Source organism: Streptomyces sp. NPDC021212 (assembly GCF_044332925.1).
GTDB lineage: Bacteria > Actinomycetota > Actinomycetes > Streptomycetales > Streptomycetaceae > Streptomyces.
Map to the genome: position 1 here is coordinate 76,361 of NZ_JBIRPZ010000020.1, position 22,009 is coordinate 98,369.

The 22,009-nt window shown below is 70.4% G+C and carries 20 protein-coding genes, 1 tRNA gene and 4 pseudogenes; 11 read left to right on the plus strand and 14 right to left on the minus strand.

Translation table 11 applies throughout. From position 1 onward, the window contains the following. Positions 1–9 precede the first annotated feature (9 nt). Entirely contained in the window at positions 10–1,167 is a 1,158-nt protein-coding gene (locus tag ACH4SI_RS37685; protein WP_398304024.1) for a Dyp-type peroxidase, read from the plus strand. On the opposite strand, the gene ACH4SI_RS37690 is transcribed toward ACH4SI_RS37685, so the two are convergent. Next, entirely contained in the window at positions 1,168–2,127 is a 960-nt protein-coding gene (locus ACH4SI_RS37690; RefSeq protein WP_398304026.1) for a LysR substrate-binding domain-containing protein, read from the minus strand. 85 nt (positions 2,128–2,212) lie between these two features. Here ACH4SI_RS37690 and ACH4SI_RS37695 point away from each other — a divergent pair, with 85 nt between their 5' ends. After that, the gene (locus ACH4SI_RS37695) at positions 2,213–3,526 is read left to right on the plus strand and encodes an aspartate aminotransferase family protein (protein ID WP_398304028.1); all 1,314 of its coding nucleotides are present in this window, start codon (positions 2,213–2,215) and stop codon (positions 3,524–3,526) included. Between the two features lie 144 nt (positions 3,527–3,670). Continuing rightward, positions 3,671–4,258 (plus strand): annotated as a pseudogene (locus tag ACH4SI_RS37700) (LuxR C-terminal-related transcriptional regulator); the annotation flags it as partial. Between the two features lie 25 nt (positions 4,259–4,283). On the opposite strand, the gene ACH4SI_RS37705 reads toward ACH4SI_RS37700, so the two are convergent. The 4 genes from ACH4SI_RS37705 to ACH4SI_RS37720 all read right to left on the minus strand — a co-directional run bounded on the left by ACH4SI_RS37705 (position 4,284) and on the right by ACH4SI_RS37720 (position 8,390). Beyond that, on the minus strand, positions 4,284–5,306 hold the full coding sequence (locus ACH4SI_RS37705; protein ID WP_398304030.1) for a LacI family DNA-binding transcriptional regulator: 1,023 nt from the start codon (positions 5,304–5,306) through the stop codon (positions 4,284–4,286). Positions 5,307–5,383: 77 nt separating this feature from the next. After that, positions 5,384–6,217: an ATP-binding cassette domain-containing protein gene (locus tag ACH4SI_RS37710; RefSeq protein WP_398304032.1), complete on the minus strand. Its 834-nt coding sequence runs from the start codon at positions 6,215–6,217 to the stop codon at positions 5,384–5,386. Next, complete coding sequence (locus tag ACH4SI_RS37715) at positions 6,214–7,227, minus strand: ABC transporter permease (protein WP_398304034.1); 1,014 nt, start codon at positions 7,225–7,227, stop codon at positions 6,214–6,216. Before ACH4SI_RS37715 ends, ACH4SI_RS37710 begins: the two co-directional genes overlap by 4 nt. Before the next feature lie 140 nt (positions 7,228–7,367). Next, the gene (locus ACH4SI_RS37720; protein ID WP_398304036.1) at positions 7,368–8,390 is read right to left on the minus strand and encodes a sugar ABC transporter substrate-binding protein; all 1,023 of its coding nucleotides are present in this window, start codon (positions 8,388–8,390) and stop codon (positions 7,368–7,370) included. Positions 8,391–8,596: 206 nt separating this feature from the next. Between ACH4SI_RS37720 and ACH4SI_RS37725 the strand changes: the two genes are divergently transcribed. The 5 genes and pseudogenes from ACH4SI_RS37725 to ACH4SI_RS37745 all read left to right on the plus strand — a co-directional run bounded on the left by ACH4SI_RS37725 (position 8,597) and on the right by ACH4SI_RS37745 (position 12,470). Further along, positions 8,597–8,725 carry a hypothetical protein gene (locus tag ACH4SI_RS37725; RefSeq protein WP_398304177.1) on the plus strand — a complete coding sequence of 43 codons (129 nt, stop codon included), beginning with the start codon at positions 8,597–8,599 and terminating at the stop codon, positions 8,723–8,725. Between the two features lie 14 nt (positions 8,726–8,739). Beyond that, entirely contained in the window at positions 8,740–9,042 is a 303-nt protein-coding gene (locus tag ACH4SI_RS37730) for a putative quinol monooxygenase (RefSeq protein WP_398304038.1), read from the plus strand. A gap of 297 nt (positions 9,043–9,339) precedes the next feature. Beyond that, entirely contained in the window at positions 9,340–9,540 is a 201-nt protein-coding gene (locus ACH4SI_RS37735) for a hypothetical protein (protein WP_398304040.1), read from the plus strand. Positions 9,541–9,582: 42 nt separating this feature from the next. Continuing rightward, positions 9,583–9,934 (plus strand): annotated as a pseudogene (locus ACH4SI_RS37740) (abscisic acid-deficient protein Aba4 family protein); the annotation flags it as partial. A gap of 346 nt (positions 9,935–10,280) precedes the next feature. Beyond that, positions 10,281–12,470, plus strand: a complete 2,190-nt coding sequence (locus tag ACH4SI_RS37745; protein ID WP_398304042.1) for an SdrD B-like domain-containing protein — start codon at positions 10,281–10,283, stop codon at positions 12,468–12,470. A gap of 86 nt (positions 12,471–12,556) precedes the next feature. Here ACH4SI_RS37745 and ACH4SI_RS37750 read toward each other — a convergent pair whose 3' ends face one another. Continuing rightward, complete coding sequence (locus ACH4SI_RS37750) at positions 12,557–13,750, minus strand: Dyp-type peroxidase (protein WP_398304044.1); 1,194 nt, start codon at positions 13,748–13,750, stop codon at positions 12,557–12,559. A gap of 140 nt (positions 13,751–13,890) precedes the next feature. On the opposite strand from ACH4SI_RS37750, the gene ACH4SI_RS37755 reads away from it, so the two are divergent. Together ACH4SI_RS37755 and ACH4SI_RS37760 are read left to right on the plus strand one after the other, a co-directional pair. Further along, complete coding sequence (locus tag ACH4SI_RS37755; RefSeq protein ID WP_398304046.1) at positions 13,891–15,267, plus strand: right-handed parallel beta-helix repeat-containing protein; 1,377 nt, start codon at positions 13,891–13,893, stop codon at positions 15,265–15,267. Beyond that, positions 15,264–16,007 carry a hypothetical protein gene (locus tag ACH4SI_RS37760; protein WP_398304048.1) on the plus strand — a complete coding sequence of 248 codons (744 nt, stop codon included), beginning with the start codon at positions 15,264–15,266 and terminating at the stop codon, positions 16,005–16,007. Before ACH4SI_RS37755 ends, ACH4SI_RS37760 begins: the two co-directional genes overlap by 4 nt. A 174-nt stretch (positions 16,008–16,181) precedes the next feature. Here ACH4SI_RS37760 and ACH4SI_RS37765 read toward each other — a convergent pair. From ACH4SI_RS37765 to ACH4SI_RS37775, 3 genes and pseudogenes are all read right to left on the minus strand, one after another. Continuing rightward, a pseudogene (locus tag ACH4SI_RS37765) lies at positions 16,182–16,268 on the minus strand (IS5/IS1182 family transposase); the annotation flags it as partial. 69 nt (positions 16,269–16,337) lie between these two features. Further along, the gene (locus tag ACH4SI_RS37770; RefSeq protein WP_398304050.1) at positions 16,338–16,493 is read right to left on the minus strand and encodes a hypothetical protein; all 156 of its coding nucleotides are present in this window, start codon (positions 16,491–16,493) and stop codon (positions 16,338–16,340) included. Positions 16,494–16,657: 164 nt separating this feature from the next. Further along, positions 16,658–16,733 (minus strand) — tRNA-Arg (locus tag ACH4SI_RS37775). 522 nt (positions 16,734–17,255) lie between these two features. Between ACH4SI_RS37775 and ACH4SI_RS37780 the strand changes: the two genes are divergently transcribed. Beyond that, entirely contained in the window at positions 17,256–18,167 is a 912-nt protein-coding gene (locus tag ACH4SI_RS37780; protein WP_398304052.1) for a hypothetical protein, read from the plus strand. Here the strand turns inward: ACH4SI_RS37780 and ACH4SI_RS37785 are convergent. The 5 genes and pseudogenes from ACH4SI_RS37785 to ACH4SI_RS37805 all read right to left on the minus strand — a co-directional run. Further along, the gene (locus tag ACH4SI_RS37785) at positions 18,148–19,521 is read right to left on the minus strand and encodes a sensor histidine kinase (RefSeq protein ID WP_398304054.1); all 1,374 of its coding nucleotides are present in this window, start codon (positions 19,519–19,521) and stop codon (positions 18,148–18,150) included. The two genes, ACH4SI_RS37780 and ACH4SI_RS37785, sit on opposite strands and share 20 nt — an antisense overlap. Next, entirely contained in the window at positions 19,518–20,180 is a 663-nt protein-coding gene (locus ACH4SI_RS37790; protein ID WP_398304056.1) for a response regulator transcription factor, read from the minus strand. Before ACH4SI_RS37790 ends, ACH4SI_RS37785 begins: the two co-directional genes overlap by 4 nt. Continuing rightward, positions 20,170–20,865 carry a phosphatase PAP2 family protein gene (locus tag ACH4SI_RS37795; protein WP_398304058.1) on the minus strand — a complete coding sequence of 232 codons (696 nt, stop codon included), beginning with the start codon at positions 20,863–20,865 and terminating at the stop codon, positions 20,170–20,172. The genes ACH4SI_RS37790 and ACH4SI_RS37795 overlap by 11 nt, the downstream gene beginning before the upstream one ends. Next, positions 20,862–21,467, minus strand: a complete 606-nt coding sequence (locus ACH4SI_RS37800; protein WP_398304060.1) for a phosphatase PAP2 family protein — start codon at positions 21,465–21,467, stop codon at positions 20,862–20,864. Before ACH4SI_RS37800 ends, ACH4SI_RS37795 begins: the two co-directional genes overlap by 4 nt. Then, positions 21,467–21,916, minus strand: a pseudogene (locus ACH4SI_RS37805) (DedA family protein); the annotation flags it as partial. The gene ACH4SI_RS37800 and the pseudogene ACH4SI_RS37805, both read right to left, overlap by 1 nt. Positions 21,917–22,009 lie beyond the last annotated feature (93 nt).

Genomic DNA, 22,009 nt, shown 5'->3' on the forward strand with positions numbered 1-22,009 from the left:
CTGCACCCCATGCACCCAGCCGGTCACCATCCGTCCCGCCGCACGTTCCTCGATGTCACCGGCGCCATGGTGGCCGCCGGTCTGACCGCCGGGTGCACATCGGACCCCGCCCGGCCAGGCCGGCACGCCCCTACCTCAGCGGCCACGCCGAAGCCGGTCGTGGCGACGGGGCGGCATCAGGCAGGCATCACCCTCCCTCAGCCCGCCCAGCGCAACCTGCTGGCCGTGGTGGCCGACCTCGGCGCCACCGTGACTCCCGGCCCGCTACTGGCCGAACTCGGCCGGGCCATCCGCGCACTCGTCGCGGGGACCGACCCGCGACTGCTGGGCCTGCCGCCGGGCGACCTCACCGTGACCGTCGGCGTGGGCCCCCGGCTGGTGCGCACGGCCGGTGCTTCGCTGCCCGGCGCGGCCGACCTCCCGCGCTTCTCCCGCGAGCGGATCGCCCCGCGGGCGCGCGGCGGTGACCTGTTGATACAGATCTGCGCCGACGACGCGCTGCTCCTGCCGGTCGTCGCGGCCGCGCTCCTGGACCAGGCCGGTGACCGCGTCCACGAACGCTGGCGGCAGTCCGCACGCCGCGGTGCGAACGTGCCCATCGGCAACGGCCTCACCGCGCCACGAAACCCGCTCGGTTTCATCGACGGCATCGTGGGCCCGCACACGACCGCCGAACAACAACGCGACCTGTGGCTGGCCGGGCCCGCCGCGGTCGCCGGCGGCACCCTCGCCGTACTGCGGCGCATGGAACTCGACCTGCCGCGGTTCGCCGCCCTGTCCGTAGCCGAGCAGGAGGCGGTCTTCGGGCGGCGCCGGGCCAGCGGCGTCCCCCTCTCCGGCGGCCCCGTCGCCTCGGGTCCGAACCTCGGCGCCAAGACACCGGACGGACGCTATCTCGTCCCCGCGGACGCCCATGTGCGCAGGGCCAACCCCGTCGTGGTCGGCGCCGGCCTCATGCTCCGCCGCTCCTACAGCACCGACGAGCCTGCCCCCGGCCTGCTCTTCATCAGTTTCCAGAACGACCTGCGGACCTTCACCGCCACCCTCACCCACATGGACGCCTCCGACGCACTGCTGCGATTCACCACCACAACCGCCAGTGCGACCTTCCTGATCCTCCCCGGCTTCGACCGGCGACGCCCGCTCGGTTCCCAGCTGTTCGGCTGATCACGCCGTGGGCAACTGCGAGAGCGGATGCTGTTCTCGGCCGGGGCGCCGGACGGGTGCGGAGAGGGCCGGGATCTCGGGGTGGTCGCGCAGCGCCGCGACGACCGCGTCGACCGCGGCGCGCTGTGGCGTGCCGCGCCGCACCACGATGGTGACGTTGCGGTGGACCGGTGTGCTGAGCCGGCGGGTGGCGACGGCGTGGTCCGGGGTGACCGCCAGGGCGGGCAGCAGGGCGATCGATCTGCCGGACTCGACGTGTTGCAGCAGCATCAGGTAGTTGCTGAACCGGCATGCCACCCGGGGTTCGAATCCCGACTCGCGGCATAGCCGCACGGTCAGCTCCGCCATGTACGAACGCGGCCGGTCACACGCCCACGTCTCCTCCGCGCAGGTCGCGAGGTTCACCGTCGTGCGGCCGGTGAGCGGGTGGTCGCGCGGCAGTACCAGCACGATCGGATCGGTACCCAGCGGAATGATCTCCAGGTCCGCACCCCACGAGAGGCCGGAGTAGTCGGTGGTGGTGACGACGACGTCCACCTCCCCGGAGCGCAGGGCAGGCCCGCTCTCGTGCGGCTCCGACTCGATCAGTTCGAGGTGCAGTCGCGGGTGAGTGGCGGCCAGACGTGTCGCCGCCGGGACCGCGAGGGTGTGGATCGCGCTCTGGAACGCCCCGAGCCGGACGGTGCCGATGGGCTCGTCGTTCAGGGCGTGCAACTCGGCCTCGGCCTCGGCCATCCGGTCCAGGATCTCCCGGCCCCGACGGGCCAGCAGCCGGCCGGCCGGGGTCAGCCGCACCTTCCGCCCGGTCCGCTCCAGCAGTCGGCACCGGGTCTCGGTCTCGAGCACCGCCAGTTGCTGGGACACCGTCGACGCGCTCAGGTGCAGCGTCTCGGCGACCGCACGGACGGTACCCAGGGTTTCCAGCAGGCTGATCAGCCGCAGCCGCCCCGAGTTGAGCATGCGCGAGATTGTACGGTTCTGCCGAACAGGACGGTCGGATCTGTGCGATGGACGCGCGCAGGGGTGCGTCCCTACCGTCGGCCCCATGCATTCCGAGACAGCCGATGGCGCCCCGGAGCGCCACCTCATCCGCTATTCCGGCCAGGCCGCCTTCACTCCGGAGGTCATCGCCCGCGCCGCGGGCACATCGGTGTTCACCGAGAGCGGTCGCGAACTGCTCGACTTCACCTCCGGCCAGATGAGCGCGATCCTCGGGCACTCCCACCCGGATGTCGTCGCGACCGTCCGCGAGCAGGTCGGCCTCCTCGATCACCTCCACAGCGGCATGCTCAGCCGCCCGGTCGTCCAGCTCACCCGCCGACTCGCCGGGACCCTGCCCGACCCGCTGGAGAAGGCGCTGCTGCTGACCACCGGGGCGGAGGCGAACGAGGCCGCCGTGCGGATGGCGAAACTCGTCACCGGCCGCCATGAGATCGTCTCGTTCGCCCGGTCCTGGCACGGGATGACCCAGGCCGCCGCGAACGCCACGTACAGCGCGGGGCGCAAGGGCTACGGACCCGCCGCGCCGGGCAACTTCGCGCTGCCGGTCCCGGACCGCTTCCACCCCGACATCGCCGACGCCGACGGCTCGCTCGACTGGCGCCGCCAGCTCGACCTGGGCTTCGACCTGATCGACGCCCAGTCGGTCGGCAGTCTCGCCGCCTGTCTGGTCGAGCCGATCCTCAGCTCCGGCGGCATCATCGAACTCCCGCCGGGCTATCTCGCCGCCCTGGCCGGCAAGTGCCGGGAACGGGGCATGCTGCTGATCCTCGACGAGGCCCAGACCGGGCTGTGCCGCACCGGCGACTGGTACGCCTTCGAACACGACGGTGTCGTCCCCGACATCCTCACGCTGTCCAAGACGCTCGGCGCGGGTCTGCCGCTGGCCGCCGTGCTGACCAGCCCCGAGATCGAGCAACAGGCGCACGACCGGGGATTTCTGTTCCTCACCACCCATGTCAACGACCCGCTGCCGGCCGCCGTCGGCAACACCGTCCTCGACGTGCTGGTCCGCGACCGCCTCGACGAGCGCGTACGCCGGCTCGGCACGATCCTGCGCAAGGGCCTCGACGGCCTCGCCGCCCGCCACGACATCGTCGGAGACGTCCGCGGGCGCGGGCTGCTGCTGGGGGTGGAACTGGCCGGCGATCAGGTCCTGGGCGCCGGCGGTGCCGACCGGCTCGGCGCGGCCGTCACCCGGCGCTGCTTCGATCTCGGACTGCACATGAACATCGTCCAGTTGCCCGGCATGGGAGGCACCTTCCGCATCGCGCCCCCGCTGACCGCGAGCGACAACGAGATCGCCCGCGGCGTCGCCATCCTCGACGAAGCGCTGACCGACGCCGCCCGGGCCCTCTGAAGCGCGAGGTGACGATTCCGGGCCGACGGATCCGTAGCGTCCGGTGCAGCCGCGGCGCTCCGGCCGCGGATTCGGCGAAGGAGTCTTCATGAGACTGGTCCGGCAGCTCGTGGCCGTAGCGGCGGTCGCTCTCATCGGCGGCCAGGGTCTTGCCGCGGTGGACGGGAACCCGTGGCTCTCGCCGGCCATCGGCGTCCCGACAGCCGTGCTCGCGGTGCTCGTCTACGGGTGGGTGGTGCGGCGGACCGAGCGGCGCCGGTCGACGGAGGTCGAGGCCACCCGTCCGCTGGCCGGTGCCGGGGTGCCGCATCCCGTCAAGGTGCTTGTGGTGACGACGTTCAACCTGGACGAGTACGTCTACGAGGCGCTGCGCGCGGGGGCGAGCGGGTTCCTGCTCAAAGACGCACCGCCGTCCCAACCGCTGCACGGCATGCGGAGCGTGGCCACCGGCGCGGCCCTGCTGGACCCCGACGTGACGCGCAAGCTCGTGGGCACGTACGCCGCCCGGATCCGGCCCGCCGCCGGCACCCCGTACGACAACCCGCTGACCCCGCGCGAACTGGAGTACTTCGCCTCATCGCGGACGGCCGCTCCAACAGCGAAATCGCCGCGGCCCTCCAGATAAGCCAGGAGACCGTGAAAACCTTCGTCTCCCGCATCCTCACCAAGCTCGATCTCCGCGACCGCGTCCAGGCAGTCGTCTACGCCTACCGCCGAGGCCTGGCGACCTGACGTGACCACGGGCGCCATGCATCGCCTACAGCGGGGGCGCGGGTTGCTCCCCCGAGCCCCGGACGATCAGGCGAGTGGGAACGGTGATGGTGCGGGCCCGTGAGCGGTCGCCGTCGAGACGGGCGAGGGCGGTGGCCGCGGCGGTGCGGCCGAGTTCTTCGGGGGCTTGGGCGACGACCGTCAGGGCCGGTTCCAATGCTTCGGCGAGGGACACGTCGTCGAAAGCCACGACGGCCACGTCCTTGCGTTTGCCGCGGGCGAGTTCGGCGACGATGCCGAGCGCCACGATGTTGTTTCCGGCGAACAGAGCCGTGGGGGGATCGGCCAGGTCGAGGAGTTGGGAGGTCGCGGCCTCCGCGCCCTGCTGATCGTGTGCGCTGGCGACCAGCGAGCGGTCGTAGGGAATGTCGGCTTCTTGCAGGGCCGCTCGGTATCCGGCGAGGCGTTCGCGGCGGGTGTACAGCTTCACGGGGAGGTCGCCGACGAAACCGATGCGTCGGTGCCCGTGGGCGATCAGGTGGGTGACGCCCTCCTGGGCCCCCGCACGGTTGGAGCTCACGATGCTGTCCGTGGACAGGCCGACCCCTGGCCGGTCGAGGAAGACGACGGGCAGCCCCGCCGTACGGTGGGACTTGAGGTCGGAGTGGTCGGCTCCGACGGACGGCACGACGATCAGGATGCTGACCCGCCGGGCGAGGAACTGGGCCGTCAGGGCGCGTTCGCGCTCGGGGTCGTCCGCGGACGAGCCCATGAGCAGCGTCAGTCCGCGGTCCCGGACCGTTTCCTCGATACCGCGGGCCACGGCTCCGAAGAAGGGGTTGGCCAGGTCGGGGATGACCAGCCCTATGGTCGTGTCCGGACCGCCGACGCGGATGTTGCGGGCCATGAGGTTCGGCTGGAAGCCCAACTTGGCCACGGCGGCGAGTACCTGTTCCCGTGTCCGCGCCGAGACGGGGCCGTCCTCGTTGAGGACTCGGGAGACCGTCTTGGCGCTGACACCTACTTCTCGGGCTACATCGGCCAAGGTGGGGCGGCGGCTCGCTGCCATGGAGGAAACCGTCTCCTGGGTGCTCTCGGGTTGCGGGCCGCGGCCTCGGCCGGAACATGCGAGGGCGGGTTGCGCTGTCAGGTGGCCTGTACTCCGGCGGCCTTCGCGGCCTTGGAATCCGCTACGACAGTATCTCCGGACTCGTCGACGCTGAGCGCGCCGGTCATGATTGCGACGACCTCCGCCATGGAGTAGTCGGAGGGCTTGATCACGGCGGCGCGCCGGCCCAGCCGGTGAACGTGGATACGGTCGGCGATCTCGAAGACATGGGGCATGTTGTGGCTGATCAGGACGACCGGCATGCCCTTGTCGCGGACGCGCCGGATCAGGTCGAGGACCTGCCCGGACTCCTTGACGCCGAGGGCGGCCGTGGGTTCGTCCATGACGACGACGCTGCGGGCCCAGGCGACCGCGCGGGCGACCGCCACGGCCTGCCGCTGCCCGCCGGAGAGGGTCTCGACCGACTGGGTCAGCGAGCGCAGGCCGATCTTCAGGTCGGCCATGTGCTCGGCGGCCTCCTGACGCATGCGCTTCTTGTCGAGCATGCGGAACGCGCTGCCGAGGATGCCCGGGCGGCGCAGCTCGCGGCCGAGGAACATGTTGGAGGCGATGTCCATGGAGGCCGCCACGGCGAGGTCCTGATAGACCGTCTCGATGCCGTGGGCGCGTGCGCTCTGCGGGCCGGAGAACTGGATCGGCTTGCCGTGGAGGCTTATCTCGCCCTCGTCCGGCACCAAGGCGCCGGTGAGGGCCTTGATGAGGCTGGTCTTGCCGGCGCCGTTGTCGCCTATGACGGCGAGGACCTCGCCGGGCAGGAGGTCGAAGTCGGCGCCGTCGATGGCGGTGACATGGCCGTAGCGCTTGACCAGGCCGCGGGCCTGGAGGATGGGGGGCGAAGTGGTGGCGGTCATCGGGCCTTCCTCCGGGAGATCTGGTCGACGGTCACCGCGAGGATCACCAGGATTCCGGTGATGAGGGTCTGGTAGATGGAGGCGACGCCCATCAGCTGGAGTCCGTTGCGGAAGACGCCGACGATGAGGACGCCGATGAACGTGCCCAGGACCGATCCGCGTCCGCCGAAGAGGCTGGTGCCGCCGAGGACGACGGCGGTGATGCTGTCGAGGTTGTCGGTCTGCCCGGCCTGGGGGTCGCCGACTCCGGTGCGGGAGATCAGGAGCAGGGCGGCGATGCCGTACATCAGGCCGGCCACGGTGTAGACGCCGATGGCCAGGCGGGAGGTGCGGATGCCGTTCAGCCGCGCCGCCTCCGGACTGTTACCCAGGGCGTAGACGTGCCGGCCCCAGCTGGTGCTGCTCAGCGCGTAGGCGAGGAGGAGGAACAGAGCGATGGTGACCAGCGAGCCGTAGGTGATGTCGGTCTTGCCGAGGGGGAAGGTCTGCCCGAGGGCCGTCAGCGGGCCGGGCAGGCTGCTGACCGTCTGCTCCTCGGAGTAGATGTGGGTCAGTGCGAACGCCACGTTGAGCATGCCGAGGGTGACGATGAACGGCGGCAGCGGGATCTTCTTCACCAGTGCCCCGTTGAGCATGCCGAAGCCGGCGCAGACGATCAGGCCCAGCGCGATGGCGGCGAGCGGTGGCACGGTGCCCTCGGCTGCCATCTTGGCGATCACGATGCTGCCGAACGCCATCACCGCTCCGCAGGACAGGTCGATGCCCGCGGTGAGGATGATCAGCGTCTGGCCGATGGCGAGGGTGCCGACGACCATGACCTGCTGCACGATCAGCGAGAGGTTCCCGCCGGTGAGGAACTGGGCGGTCGAGACGGAGAAGAAGACACAGGCCAGGAGGAGGGCGACCAGCGGGCCGGTGGTCGGCTGCGTGAGCAGCCTGCGGACCGTGGTCGGCGTTTTGAGCTCCGCGTACGGCGTGGACGTGGAGGGTGGCGTGGACGTGGCAGTCATGCGAGGTCCTTGTCGGAAGACAGAAGTCCTTGTCCGTGCCTGTCGGACGGCAAGAGGACGAGGGGGCAGCCGTCCCCGTCGGGGAGGAGGCCGGCCGCCCCGCTGAGGGGTGTCGAACGGCGGGATCCGGGGCCGGCGGCTCAGCCCCAGCAGTTCGCCAGGCCGTAGGCGGTGTCCTTGGAAGCGGCTCCGGCCTGCGCCTTGTCGGTGATCAGGGTGACGCCGGTGTCGGTGTAGCCCGACGCCTTCTTGCCGTCCTTCGCGTACGTGACGACGGCCTTGACCCCCTGGGCCGCCATCTTCAGCGGGTACTGCTGCGAGGTCGCGGCGATCTTGCCGTCCTTGACGGCCCGGGTACCGGTGCAGCCGCCGTCGACGGAGACGATCAGCACGTCCTTCTCCCGGCCCTTGGCCTTGAGCGCGGTGTACGCACCCAGGGCGGCGGGCTCGTTGATGGTGTAGACGACGTTGATGTCGGGGGCCTTCTGCAGACAGTTCTCCATCGCGGTCTGTCCCTTGGCCTGGTCGCCGCCGGTGTCCTGGGAGCAGACGATCGAGGAGTCGCCCTTCTTGATGCCGAAGCCCTTCAGGAAGCCGTTGTGCCGCTGGACGCCGACCGAGACGCCCGGCGCGAGGTCGAGGGTGGCTATCTTCGCCGTCTTGCCCTTCATGGCGGCCTTGGCATACTCGCCGATCAGCTCGCCGGCCTTGAGGTTGTTCGTGGCGAAGAGAGCGTCGACCGCGCTCTCCGGGTCGGTCGGGGTGTCCAGGGCGATGACCAGGACGCCCTTGGCCTTGGCCTTCTCGAGCGCGGGCACGATCGCCTTCGAGTCGCTGGGGGTGATCAGGATGCCCTTCACGCCGGAGGCGACCATGTTCTCGATGGCCGTGACCTGACCGGCGTTGTCTCCGTCGAACTTGCCGGCGGCGGTGGACAGTTTGACGCCGTTCTCCTTGGCGGCCTTCTCCGCGCCCTCCTTCATCTTCACGAAGAACGGGTTGGTGTCGGTCTTGGTGATCAGACCGACCTTGATGTCGCCCGATCCGGTGCTCGCGGTGCCCGATCCGGATCCGGAGCCACAGGCAGTCAGGGTGAGGGCCGCGATGCCCGTGCACGCGGCGGCTCTGAGCAGGGACGAAGGAAGACGAGAGGTACGTGACATGAACGACTCCTGCGGGATTGCGGGCGAAGCGGTAGGCGCCGAGGCATGCCGCCCGAGGTGTCATCGTTGACTTATGTCATCGTTGACACTTCTTGGCGAGGATGATGGACTCCGCCTCCAGGCAACGTCAATGCCTTCTACCGGTCACAAATCGGCAACACCGTGACCGTCGCCCGCCCGAAGCCGTTCGTCGGCATGCCCGGGGCTTGCCCGTTTCCGCGTCGCGCGTCCCAAGAGAAGAGCAGTCCCTGGTGGCGACGTCGGTCGTCGAAACGGTCGGTGTGGGGGACTCCTTCACCGCCGGGCTGCTGCACCACCTCGACTCCACCCACTGACAAGGACAGGAACCGTGACGAAAACCCTGCTCGCCGAGTTCACCGCCCGAGAAGGAGCGGAGGGCGAGGTCGCCCGCCTGATCCGGGACTACGCCCGGAAGGTGCGTGAAGAGGAAGGCAACCTGGCGTTCGACGTCTACACCAAGGCGGCGAACCCGCGCGCCTACTGGATCTTCGAGGTCTACCGGGACGAGGACGCCTTCAAGACGCACCTGAACGCCCCGTACGGCGCCCCGTTCAACGCGGCCCTCACCCCCCTGATCGAGGAGGACGCCTCCGTCCTGACGTTCCTCGACCCGCTGGCCGCGCATCCGTAACGAGCGGTGAACACCGGCGGCGACCACCCGGAGCCGGAACGCAGATGACCTCCCTCGCCGACCTGCCCGCCCTGGCTCCCTTGTGTCCCCGGTGGCCGGGGCCGACTCCTGCGCGAGCCAGCCGCGTCGCGCGATCAACTCGGCGACGGCGGCGCTCGCGGCCGCCGACTCCGCGTCGTCGTCATCGCTCGGCGCCGTGCCGAGCTGGTGCTGGTCGACCACCGGCGGCGATCTGCGCGTCCCGCGCTTCTGCGGCATGCACGCGCTGCGGCTGCTTCCACTGATGCTCATGGGCTGGTGGCACTGGCCCCGCGTCTGCCGCGCTTGCGGGCCGAGCGGGTACGGCTGCGTCTGATCCTGGTCGCCTCGGGTGCCTACGCCGCCGTCTTCGCCCTGGTCACCTGGCAGGCGCGACGCGGGCAGCCGCTGATCCACCCGGATGGGGCGACCTTGGCGGCGGCGGGGCTGATCTTTGTCGGCGCCCCGACGGCCGCCTAGGGGGCACTCCGGCCCCCAGGCCCCGAGCGGGCGGCACGGCCAACCGCCCCTATCGCCGCGTCGCCGCTGACCGTGGTGCCCGTACTGGCCGTCTATCTCGTGATGGTACTGCCGGGTCTTTCCGGAACTCCGGGCCGCCGTCAGCAGCCCGGACATCGACACGTTCCGCCGTCCGATGGTGCGCGCCAACGGCGCGGGCGCGATCTGGGCCCAGGTCATCGCCTGGGACCTGCTGATCGGGCAGTGGATGTACCGCGAGGCCCCGCGGATCGGGATCCATCCGCTGATCATGGGGCCGCTGCTGGTGTTCACGATCCTGCTCTCGCCCTTTGGGCTGCTGCTCTTCCCGCTGCTGCGTGCGGCGAAGAGGCGGACGGGGCCGAAGACCGCGTGAGGCCCGCTCGCGCCGTGCATCCCACCAGTGCCAGGGCTGGGCAGCACGCCCGCGTCTCGTGCGGCGCTGATCTCGGGGGTGATGTGGTCTCTTACCCGACTTTCTGGCGGCGGGCCCGGGTCGCCCACTCGGACTCTAGTCACCCTCAGTGTGACATTTGTTACTTTGAGCTAGGGGTGTGGCTGTGATGCAGCGAGGGGGCCGTGTTCGGTCAGGGCTCATGGGGGCCTGACGTCCAGGACTTGACCCGCGTTTCTCCTGTCGCGGACCCCACAGAACACGGGCCCCGGGCGCACCCGCCCTGGGCCCCGCTCCATGGCGACTGCGAGGCAGAGATGGGAATGACGTGATCAGACGAACAGCCTGGCGGGCGGTGCTGACGCTGAGTTGTGCGGGCGCGCTGCTGGCGCCCGCCGCGCCGGCATCCGCCGACCCCGGTGAGGGCAAGCTGACGGTCAATGTGTTCAGGGAGTTCGCGGCGAGGGGCGCTCTCAACCCGCAGATCCAGACCGCCCTGGCCGGGGCGACCATTCGCGTCAAGAGCGACCAATCAGGAGAGACGCGCACCTACCCCGTCGGTCCCAACGGGACCATCACCATCGACTTCGACACCTGGACGGGCTCCGAGGGGAGGTACAGGGTCGAGCTGATCGACTGGCCCGACAAGTACGACCCGGCCACCGGCACCGGCTTCCTCCAGCCGGCGTTCGCCGGCACGGGGCTGTCCTCCCACCTCAACTTCGTGGACATGAGACGCGGCCGGGACGCCACGCTCAACATGGCCGTGTGGAATCCCGACGACTACTGCCAGGACAACCCCGACCTCGTCACGGCGTGCCAGCAGGCGGCGACGAAGCCGGGCGAGAAGACCCTGGTCACCTTCCCGTACAACTCCCGCGGCGACACCCAGGGCAACACCGCGAACCCGAAGCCGATCGCCACGGTGCAGGAGACCGGTTCTGTCTACGGGCTGGCCTACCGGAAGAAGGACAAGCGGCTCTTCTCCGGTGCCTACGCCAAGCGCCACACCGAGTACGGCCCCGACGGCCAGGGCGCGATCTACGTGACCGACCGGACCACAGGCTCCACCACTCTGTTCACGAAGGTGCCGAACGCCGGAACCACCGCGCACAACCAGGGCAACCGCGTGGACGCCCCGTTCTCCAACCGGCCCGGCAAAGAGTCGCTCGGCGACATCGACATCTCCTCGGACGGCTCGGAGCTGTACGTCGTCAACATGAACGACGGCAAGCTCTACACCTACGACGCGACGCGGACCACTGCCGGCGGCCCCAAGCGCGCACCGGTCCCGATCCCGGATTCCGCCTGCTCCCCTCCCGGCGACTGGCGGCCGATGGGGCTGGGCGTGCGCGACGGTGTGGTGTATGTGGGCGGCGTCTGCTCCGCCGAGAGCACGCAGGACACCACCAAACTGCGGGCGGTGGTGTGGACGTACGACCCCACCACCGCCACGTTCGGTGCCGCACCCATCGTCGACGAACCACTGAACTTCCCCCGCGACCCGGCCAATGATCCGACGCCGGGCGACTGGAAGCCGTGGACGCGGGACAACCTGGCCCAGTTCCCCATGGGGAACGTGGCCTACCCCCAGCCGATGCTCAGCGACATCGAGATCGAGCGCGACGGCGGCCTGGTCCTGGGCTTCCGCGACCGGTTCGGTGACCAGTCCGGGTTGGTGATCCCCAACGCCAACCCGAACGGTCCCGTCGAGTCCACCGTCACCGGCGGCGACATCATCAAGGTCTGCCGCAAGTCCAACGGCACCTACCACTGGGAGGGCAGCGCCGGTTGCCCCCGCCCCGGCGGCGGCAACGAGTGGTTCACCGGCGACACCTACTACACCGGGACCGGCCATCGGGAGGCGGCGTGGGGCTCGCTCGCCCTGCCGCTCCAGCAGGACACGATCGCCAGCACCTTCCTGGACCCGTGGCGCACCATCAACTCGGGCGGGGTCGGGTGGTTCGACCGGACGACGGGCCAACGTGACGCGGTCCGGGACGGGTTCGGGGTCGTCTACGCCACCGACGGCGGCTTCGGCAAGGCCAATGGTCTGGGCGACCTGGAACTGCTGTGTGACGACCCGCCGGTGCAGATCGGCAACCGGGTCTGGCTCGACGACGGCGGCGGCACCCAGAACGCCATGAACAACGAAACCCTCGGTATCCCGGACGTGACCGTCACTCTCAAGGATTCTTCCGGGCAGGTCGTCGCGACGAAGAAGACCAACGCCAAGGGCGAGTACTACTTCGACCATCGAGACGGGCTCAAACCGAACACCGCCTACACGGTGGAGTTCGACAAGACCACCGCCGACGTCAGCAAACTGCCCGGCGGGCTCACCTCACCCGCCGACCTGGAGTGGACGCGCACCAGGGGGCGTGACCCGGCGACCAATTCGGACGCCAAGCCGACCGGCGGCGACGATCAGGACCCGGTCGCGGCGGCGAAGGTGACGACCGGTCCTCCCGGCTCGGTCAACCACGATCTTGACGCCGGGTTGTGGTCCGGCACCTGACAGCCGCCCGCGTCAGCCACGAGGATCCGGGCCGCGCCGGCATGGGCGACCCGGATCCTCCGGTTCCGGCAGGCTCCCTTCCGGGCTCAGGAGAACAGCGGGGCGCCGAGCGGACGCGCCCCGGTGAATCCCGGCAGCACGAGAAAGGTGCCGGAGGCGGTGGCCGTGGCGAAGGAGGACAGTTCGTCGCCGTCGTCCAGCCGCTGCTGCGTCGCCACGAAGGTGCGCAGTTCCCGCTGGAAGCAGATGAACAGCAGCCCGCGGTCCTCCGGTCCGTTGGCGTAGCTGTAGCCGCGCCGCAGCATCAGTCCGCTGCCCGTGCCGCCCGGGTGGGCGCGGCGTGCGTGCGCCATGGCCGGGACCAGGTAGCGGCCCCGCGCGGACTTCGCACCCAGATCGATGGGCGCGTCCGGGGCGCCGCCGCTCAGTGGCGCCCCGTCCTCGCGGCGCCGCCCGATCACCCGCTCCTGCTGTGCGAGGTCCTGGGCGAGGAAACCTGCCACATCGAGCCGCAGGCGCCGCACCACCGAGATCGTGCCGCCCCGCACCCGGTCCGGGGCCGGCAGCCACACCTCCCGGTCCAACTCCCGTCCGGTGCGCGGTACGACGATGCCGTCCAGGAACCCCAGCAGATTGCGCATCGGCACCCGCTGCCCGGTCTGTCCGGGGCGGGCGGGTGGCGCGGGGGGCCGGAAACCCTGCTGCGTCCAGCGAGGCTCCACCGAGTGCTCCTGGAGCCAGGCCCTCAGGGCGCCGTCGGCCAGCGTCACCACCTGCGGGTCGGACGCGCAGACCTGGACCATCAGGTCGCCGCCCCGGGCCGAGTCGGGCATCTCCTCCCGGTCGAATCCGGGCAGTTCACGGGCTCCGGGCAGGTCGCTGTCCACGGCGGCCACGACGCGTGGCCCCACCCCAACGGTGACGGTCAGGTCGCCCGGCGGGAATCCGCCCAAGGCCGCGCCACCGTCCCGGGCGGTGAGCGTACGGACGCGGGTGCCCAACTCGGCGACGAGCCGCCCGCTCCGGCGCACGAAGTCGCTGTCCGGCGCATCCGGGTGTCCGGCTCCGGGCAGGTCGTAGACCGACAGGGCCACGTGCTGCTGGGGCTGCACCGGACGGTCAACCCCGGCCTGTCGACTGCCCCGAGCGGACGCGGCCATCATCCCCGGTACGGAAGACGGCCCGGCCCCGGCGGCCCCCTCCCGAGGCGCGCCGTCCGGGGGAGCGGCCGGCCGTCCCCGATCACCGACCGCGTAGCCGGTGATTCCTGCAGTCGCCATGGCCGCCGTCCCCGCCACCAGCGCCCTGCGCCGCGACGGCCGTCGCGGCGTACCTGATTCACCCAGACGAGTACTGTCAGTGGTCATTCGAGCACTTTAGGCTAAGGCTGGCTGTCGTCACGGATCGGAGAAATCCGCACATGGTGCCGCTCATCGCCCGCCGGGCACATGGCCGTTGGCGCGCTACGACGCTGGGCATCGTGCTGGCCGCAGCGCTCCTGTGCGGCGGCTGCTCGGGTACGTCAGCCCCTACGGACGACCGCGCTCCTGCCCGCTCGTCCCGGCCCGCCACCATCCGGGTACCGGATCAGGCTCCGACGATCAGGGCAGCCCTCGCCCGGGCCCACCCCGGCGACCTGGTGCTCGTCTCACCCGGCGTGTACCACGAGAGCGTTCAGGTGCGCACCGACCGCGTGGTGCTGCGGGGCACCGACCGCAACCGCGTCATCATCGACGGCCAGGGTCGGCGCTCCAACGGCATCGTGGTCACCGCCGCAGGCGTCTCCGTGGAGAATCTGACCGTCCGCAACCACCTCCTCAACGGGGTCCTGGTCACCGGTATGAGCGACGCCGACGGTGGGCTCGCCCGCGGCAGCGATGGCTACCAGCACCTGGACCCGGACCGCTTCCCTCCCCTCGACGGCTTCCGCGTCCGCTACGTCACCGCTCATGCCAACGGCCTGTACGGCATCTACGCGTTCAACGCCCGGAACGGTGTGATCGAGCGCAACTACGCCTCCGGAAGCGCCGACTCCGGCCTCTACGTGGGCCAGTGCAAGCCCTGTCACGTGCTCGTCCAGGACAACATCGCCGACCACAACGCCATCGGCTACGAGGGCACCAACGCCAGCGGCCCCATCTGGGTGCTGCGCAACCGGTTCACCCGCAATCGGGTCGGCCTGACCGTCAACACCGACTACCAGGAGGCGTACGTACCCCAGACCGGTGGCGTGGTCGCCGGCAACCTGGTCTCCGACAACAACGCCCGCGACACTCCCGAGCAGGCGGACGGTGGCTTCGGGATCGGCATCGGCATCGCCGGCGGGCAGCGCAACCGGCTGCTGCGCAACCGCGTCAGCGGCAACTCACGCGCCGGTGTTGTGCTCGCCTCCCACGAGGACGTACCTCCCTTGAACAACCGGCTGGAGGACAACACCCTGTCCGACAACGCGGCCGACATCACCTACCAGGCTTCGGCCCGAGCCCCCGGTGAAGGCAACTGCCTGCGTGGCAACACCCTTCACCGCACGCTCCCCGAAGGCTTCCCCCGCACGGCCCCCTGCCCCGAGGGGAACAGCCGGTCCTCCGCCGCGGCCCGCCGCACCGCCCCGCCACCAGCCGGAATCGCCTTCCTGGACGTCACCGCGCCCCCGGCCCAGCCGCAACTTCCGCACGCCCGCACCGCACCCGCCACACCCGCCCTCCACCTGCCCGGCGACGTTCATCCCGGCCGCGTACGCCTCCCCGCCGCGGACCTGCTCGCCCCACGCCCTCGCCAAGGCGCGACCGCACGGTGACGCCGTCACGCCGCCGGACCTCACCGCGCCCACCCGAACGTTGCATCGCGCTGACCCTCCTGACTTTCCTGCTTCTCCTCGGCAGTTCGGCCTGTACCCAGGACAAGCCGCACACCCCGGCCGTCGCCACCACGGCCCCCGCCCTGACCACCCCGCAGGCCGAACTGCTCGCCCTCACTCGGTTCACCAACTACCGGCGCGGTGCCGCCCAGGTCACAGCCGACATCCCCGTCCAAGGGCACCTGGCCCGGCTTACCGGCCACCTCGACTGGCGCCACAGGACCGGACTCGCCATCCTCAAAGGCAACGGCGGCATCCTCGAACACGGACGTCACCTCCTGCGCTGGGATCACACCACCGTCTCCGTCCAGCACAACTGGACCGGCCACCTCCCCACACGTCCACCCCGCCACGGCTGGGCCCGACGCGCGCTCACGACCCGGGCGTCCACCATCGACACCACGCTGCTTCTGCTGCTCAACCTGGCAGCCGACCGCCCCGACAACGCCCGACTGCTGCTCCGCAGCGGCGCCCGCCGCCTCGGTGACGAGAAAGTGGCAGGAACCCCTGTCACGCTATTCGCCGGTCCATCCGTCACGACATCCCAAGCGGCCGCCCCAGAAGCGGGCCGCACCGCCGAAGGCCGTACCCGCTACTGGATCGATGCGGACGGCCGACTCCGCCGCTTTTCGGCCCGGCTGGGCGGCAGCACTGAGTGGCTGGTCGCAACGTTCTTCTGAGCACTGGGGCGTCACACATCGGAGGAGGCCCAGTCGGATGCTGCTGATCAGTAGGGGGATATTCAAGAGATCCGCTCTACGCCTGCCCGCGCAAACGACCCCGGATGGGGAGCCTGAGGCCGAATAAGGCGCCTCCCTGAGGGAGAAACCCAAGGTGGCGGTACTGGAGGGTGGGGAAACGACCAGAGGTGTTCCGTGCCGGTCGGTGATCAGATGGTGTTTGTTGCCCGTACGGGCGCGGTCGACGGGCGAAGGCCCGGTCTGAGCCCCCCTTCGAGGGCCCGGACGAGTGCAACGCGAGCCGTTCGAGCTGATCTTTCCCAGACCCCGTCAGGCGGAAGGAGCGGCGGCCTGCCAGCGGTTCGTGACGACCGCGAGCGAGATCGACCCGGTCACGCTGTCCCGCGAACAGCTCCAGGGGCCTGCGTACTCTGCGGCGCGCACCTCACCGTCGACCGGCCGCTCGGTACGGTCACGGTCGGCCACGGGGCGCACCGGACGACGTACGAAGTGTCGGCCTGCGCCCCGACCTGTGAGCGGCTACTTAAGCGGCGCCCTGGGCCTGGTCTCGGCTCTGGCTGACCGCCGTCGCTGATGTCAGACGTGGATGTCAAGCGCCCCGGACCATGATCGGTCCGGGGCGTTTTCGTTGGTGCCCCCGGCAGGATTCGAACCTGCGACACCCGCTTTAGGAGAGCGGTGCTCTATCCCCTGAGCTACGGAGGCGGGGCTTGTGGGAAACCTTGTCGAAAATCCAGTGACTGATCTTCGTCTTGGCTGGACAAACCCGCAGTTCAGACGGTCCGCGTGCTGATCACCAAGGGGTCCTGGCAACAGGGCGCGGCGGAGATCCCGACTGACCCCTCACAGGGTAGCGGATGCGCTCGCTGCGGTTCGCCCCCGCTGCGAGCTCGACATCGTCAGCGTTTTTGGCAAGCCCCCGCCAGCCGACGGCAGCTACTACGCGAGAGTGACGTCGTGGCAGGGCTGGGCTGAGTCCGTCTGGCGGGCAGTGAGTCGCGTACGGAGCACCAAGAACCGCACCCCGCCAGATGCCCCCAATACGAGAGCGGGGCACGTCAAGCGGCCTGACCAGCGCAAAAGGCGTTCAGGATGCGTTCAGGCGGCATCTGGCAGGGTCGCATGCCTCGCCCGCCGCCCGCGGTCGGCCGAGGCAGCAGGGCGCCCACCCCATGGGAGGCGAGCGCCCTGTCGTCGTACCCCCAACTCAACAAGGAGTGCCCGACCTTGGAGAACCCTGAACTCCTCACCGACCTCGACGTCGCGAGCACGCACCAGTCCGCGGCGAGCAGAACCAAGACGGTGATGAAGAAGCTGCCGGAGGTCACCCTGGCCTTCTGGGTCATGAAGATCGCCGCGACAACGCTGGGTGAGACGGCCGGTGACCTGTTCGCGCAGACGCTGAAGCTGGGTTACTTCCTCACCACGATCGCCCTGTTCTCGATCTTCGTGGTGACTCTGGTCGTCCAGCTTCGATCGCGGCACTACAATCCGTTCTTCTACTGGACCGTGATCTTGTCGACCAGCATGGCCGGCACCACGATGTCCGACTTCATGAACCGTGATGCCAGCGCCAAGTTCTTGTCGAACGGCGCCACCTCGCTCGGCTGGGGCCCGCAGGGCCTGGGCCTGGGCTACCCGACCGGCGCGGCGATCCTGATCTCGATCCTGCTGGTCATCTTCGCGGTCTGGAAGGTATCCGGAATGACCTTCCAGATCCGCGACATCGTCACGTTCCGCGGCGAGGCCCTGTTCTGGTCGGCGATCCTGGTCTCCAACACCCTCGGCACCTCCATGGGCGACTTCCTGTCCGACAGCTCCGGCCTCGGCTACCTGGGCGGCGCTCTCCTCGTCTCCGGTGCACTCGCCGTCCTCCTCGCGCTGATGAAGGTACCGATGGTGCCGAACGTGCTGCTGTTCTGGATCGCCTTCGTTCTCACCCGCCCGCTCGGTGCCACCGCCGGTGACTTCCTCACCAAGCCGGTCGCCAAGGGTGGCCTGAACCTCGGCACCGCCGGCTCCTCGGCCGTCCTGCTGGCCGTCCTGTTCGGCCTGATGGCCTATGCCCACGTGCAGGAGAAGAAGAACGCGGCGACGCTCTCCGAGCAGGAGCAGCCCCTCACCCGGCAGGCAGGGTGACCGTGAACCGGGCCCCTGGCGTGTGCCCGGGATCGTAGGACACCTCGCCGCCGACGGCGCGGGCCAGGCGCCGCGCGAGCGGCAGCCCCAGTCCCGCGCCGTCGTGCCCGTCCGTGGCGTCGGCGCGTCGACCTGGCTGGAACAGCTCGCAGGCGAACGCCTCCGGTACACCGGGCCCGTCGTCGACGACGTCGATCAGAACAGAGCCGGGCCTGCGGTGCGCGGACACGGTCACGCGCGAGCGCGCGTATCGGACGGCGTTGGTGAGCAGTGGGTTGACGATGCGTTCGAGCAGAGCCGGCGTGACACCTGCCTCCACCTGTGGACAGACCGCCTTCACCGTGGCCTTCACCGGATGCGGTGCGTCGAGCTGCTGGGCGAGACGGCGCAGAACGGGGACGACACCGGTCGTACCTGGGACCGCTGAAGGGTTCCGCGCGTTTTCGCGGGCGTCGTTCAGCAACGTGTCGCAGATCGTCAGCATGGATTGGGTGGCCTCGGCTATCACCTGGTGACTGGCGCGGGTCTCCTCGGCGGAGCGGGGGCGTCCCTGCCACCAGTCGAGTTCCATGATGATCCGGGTGAGTGGGGTGCGCAGTTCGTGGGACAACTCGCCGGTCAGCTGCTGCTCGTGACGCAGCACCGCGCGTATGCGGTCCAGCAGTGCGTCAAGGGAGCTGCCCAAGGCTGCGAGTTCGGCCGGGCGCTTCTCGACGCCGAAGCGGTCCACGGCGGCCACCGCACTTCGCTGGGTGGCCTGCTCGGTCATGGCCCGCACGGGGTGCAGCGCCCGGCCCACCGAGAGGCGGGTCAGCGCATAGGTGCAGATCAGCATCACGCCGTCCAGGACGAGCGATCCCAGCAGCAGGGTGCCGGCCGAGTTCCGGTACGGGGCGAGGTCCAAGGCCGTGACCACCGTGGCGGCGTGACGGCCGGATACGGGCCGGGAGCACAGGCGGACGCTGCGTGGGCGGTCCGCGTGGACGGTCGCGCAGGCACGGCTGCCCTGTGCGGCGAGCCGAGCGGCGACCTCGGTCAGCGGGCTGTCGGCCGCGGCGGGGGTCGGCTGTTCGATCAGGTGGGTGCCGGCGTAGATCCAGACGTTGGCGTCGAGGAGCTGGTCGTTGGCGGTCTCCAGCACGCGCACCCGCGAACCGTTGGTGTCGACGGTCGTGGCCACCGCGTCCGCACGGGTCCGCAGCTCGTCGTCCGCCTGGTGCCGCAGGTTTCGGTCGACCGTGGTGTTGAACACCACGGTCAGGACCGTCATCAGCAGCGCGGCGGTGGTCAGTGCGATGAGCGAGAGCCGGCTCCGCAGCGTGCGTGGAGCCAGGTGGCCCAGGAGGGACCTCATGACAGCCGGTGGCCGATCCCGCGTGCCGTGCCGATGGTCAGTGTGCTGTCGACTTCGCGCAGCTTGCGGCGCAGGCGGGTCAGGTACTGGTCGAGGGTGTTGTCGCTGACCTGCGCGCCCTCGGGCCAGCCGGCCCTGGCCAGGTCGCGGCGGCGCACGAGGTCTCCGCTTGCGGCGACGAGCGCGGCCAGCAGTCGGAACTCTGTCGGGGACAGGGCGACGGGGGTGTCACGAACGATCACTCTGTGCCGGACCGCGTCCAGCGTCAGGTCTCCGACTGCGGCCGGGGAACGTGGAGAGGACCGCTTGAGTGCGGCTCGCAGCCTGGCGGCGAGTTCGGCGAGGTGGAACGGCTTCGGTAAGTAGTCGTCGCCCCCCGCGGAGAACCCGGACAGCCGGTCGGTGAGGTGGTGCCGCGCGGTCAGGAAGATCACTGGGGCGAGGAACCCGTTCGCGCGGAGGGCCTGGCACACATCCCGTCCGTCCGCGTCGGGCAGACCGATGTCCAGGACGGCTGCCGCGATGTCCACCGTGGCCAGCCGCAGAGCGGTGGCACCGTCGGCGGCGGGGACGGGGTCGAAGTCCTCGTCGTACAGGCCGCGGCGCAGGACGTCACGCAGGGCGTGATCGTCCTCGACGACCAGGATTCTAAGGCGCATGGTCCTCCTCCGGCCGTGCGGCCGGGTGGGTCGAGTAGCTGAGGAAGGATGCGGGCAGCCAGCGGGCCGCGGCGCACAGGCACACTCCGAGCCAGCCGACGGCGAACAGCCAGCCGCCGACGACATCGGTGAACCAGTGCACCCCGAGGTAGACACGGGTGAGCCCGACCAGCACGCCCCAGCAGCCGACGGCGACGCCGAGCGCCGTCCCACCGCGCGGGGCGCGCAGGCTCAGCGCCACGATCAGCAGCCCGGCGGTCAGTGCGGCCGTGGTGGTGTGCCCCGACGGGAAGGCCCAGCCGCTCGCGTGCGTGGCCCAGTCATCCCGCGGCGGGCGGGCCCGGTGGATGAGCTCCATCACGCCGTACCGAAGCGCCTGTCCCGCGCCGAGGCAGGCCGTGCAGAGTGCGGCGGCGAGCAGCCTGCGCCGCGCCGTCCGCACCATCACGACGCCCGCCAGCACGGCGAGGACGTACGGGATGACACCGGTTCCGGTGGCCGTCAGCCCGCGTGCCAGAGTCGGCGCCCCATCGGGTCGGTGGGCGACGGACCACGCAAGAAGGCCGTCGTCCAGCCACAGCGGAGCGCCATCGCCGCCCACGACCACCATGGTCAGCACTCCAAGCGCCGTCCAGGCGCCGAGGCCCGCGCTGCACGCCGGCCCTGCGGCGTCCCCGCGGTTCACGGGGCGGCCAGGAGCGGACGCAGCACAGTGGCGCTCAGGTGACGGGCAAGCGTCTGCGCCCACCGCCGCAACAGGATCATCGCAGCGAAGGCCACGAGTCCGCCCACGAGCACGCCGACCGCGACGTCGTGCGGGTAGTGCACGCCGACCCAGGCCCGGGAGGCCGCCATGACGAGCGCGGCCACGGCCGCGACCGCTCCCAGGCGACGTGAGACGAACACCAGCGCCACGGCGGTCGCCGCAGCGATCGCCGCGTGATTGCTGGGGAAGGACCAGTCACCCGGCGCCGGGCACGCCTCCAGCGTCCTCATGTGCAGGCTCCGGCACGGCCTGTCCTCACGCACCACCAGCTTCAGGGCGGCATCCACGCCGTACGCCAGGACCACGACCACCGGCGCGGCCAACGCCGTCACCGCCGTCACCGCTCCTGTCCGCCGGGCCTGCCACCAGCCCAGGACCATCAGCAGGGCGAACACCGCCGGCCCGTACGCCGACCACGCCGTCACCGCGGTGTCCAGCCAGCCGGGCGAGCGCCCCGCCAGGTCCACCACATCCGTGTACGCGGAGCCGTCGATCGACGCTCCGCCGAACGCGGAGGTCACCCGCGCGCCTCCTTCAGCGGATTGAGGACGGTCCGCACCACCGGCACGAATCGCGCCAGGACGATGGCCTTCGCATGCCCGTACCGCGCCAGTAGCTCCTCGGCCCGCTTCGCCCCCTCGTACAGCCGGGCGGACCGGCTGCGCGCGAGCAGGGCACCGCCGGCCCGGCGCCAGATGAGACAGCCGCACTGCGCACCGGCCGGCGCGCCGAACGCCGCGGCGGCCGGCAGAGGGCCCAGGGACAGCCGTACGCTGTGCTCCCCCGTGCCCGTGCACAGCAGGCCCGCCGTGAACAACAGGGAGTCGCCCGGCAGGAAGAAGCCGATCAGCCGTCCCGTCTCAGCGAACATCACCGCACCGACAGCCAGCACGCCGAAGGTGGCCGGCAGTGAGTGCGCGTCGAGCGGGTTCACAGCGAGCTGCGACGAGAGAACCACGGGTGTGGTCATCGGCATGAGTCCTTTCCCTGCGGACAACCGGCTGCATACCCTGACCGACTACAAACTTGTAGACGGTCTGCGTCACTGTAGACGATGGTGGGG

Excerpts from the sequence above, each read along its gene's own strand:
- ACH4SI_RS37685 (WP_398304024.1), top strand. The coding sequence starts at position 10 with ATGCACCCAGCCGGTCACCATCCGTCCCGCCGCACGTTCCTCGATGTC.
- ACH4SI_RS37690 (WP_398304026.1), bottom strand. The coding sequence starts at position 2,127 with ATGCTCAACTCGGGGCGGCTGCGGCTGATCAGCCTGCTGGAAACCCTG.
- ACH4SI_RS37695 (WP_398304028.1), top strand. The coding sequence starts at position 2,213 with ATGCATTCCGAGACAGCCGATGGCGCCCCGGAGCGCCACCTCATCCGC.
- ACH4SI_RS37705 (WP_398304030.1), bottom strand. The coding sequence starts at position 5,306 with ATGGCAGCGAGCCGCCGCCCCACCTTGGCCGATGTAGCCCGAGAAGTA.
- ACH4SI_RS37710 (WP_398304032.1), bottom strand. The coding sequence starts at position 6,217 with ATGACCGCCACCACTTCGCCCCCCATCCTCCAGGCCCGCGGCCTGGTC.
- ACH4SI_RS37715 (WP_398304034.1), bottom strand. The coding sequence starts at position 7,227 with ATGACTGCCACGTCCACGCCACCCTCCACGTCCACGCCGTACGCGGAG.
- ACH4SI_RS37720 (WP_398304036.1), bottom strand. The coding sequence starts at position 8,390 with ATGTCACGTACCTCTCGTCTTCCTTCGTCCCTGCTCAGAGCCGCCGCG.
- ACH4SI_RS37750 (WP_398304044.1), bottom strand. The coding sequence starts at position 13,750 with ATGGCGACTGCAGGAATCACCGGCTACGCGGTCGGTGATCGGGGACGG.
- ACH4SI_RS37755 (WP_398304046.1), top strand. The coding sequence starts at position 13,891 with ATGGTGCCGCTCATCGCCCGCCGGGCACATGGCCGTTGGCGCGCTACG.
- ACH4SI_RS37785 (WP_398304054.1), bottom strand. The coding sequence starts at position 19,521 with ATGAGGTCCCTCCTGGGCCACCTGGCTCCACGCACGCTGCGGAGCCGG.
- ACH4SI_RS37790 (WP_398304056.1), bottom strand. The coding sequence starts at position 20,180 with ATGCGCCTTAGAATCCTGGTCGTCGAGGACGATCACGCCCTGCGTGAC.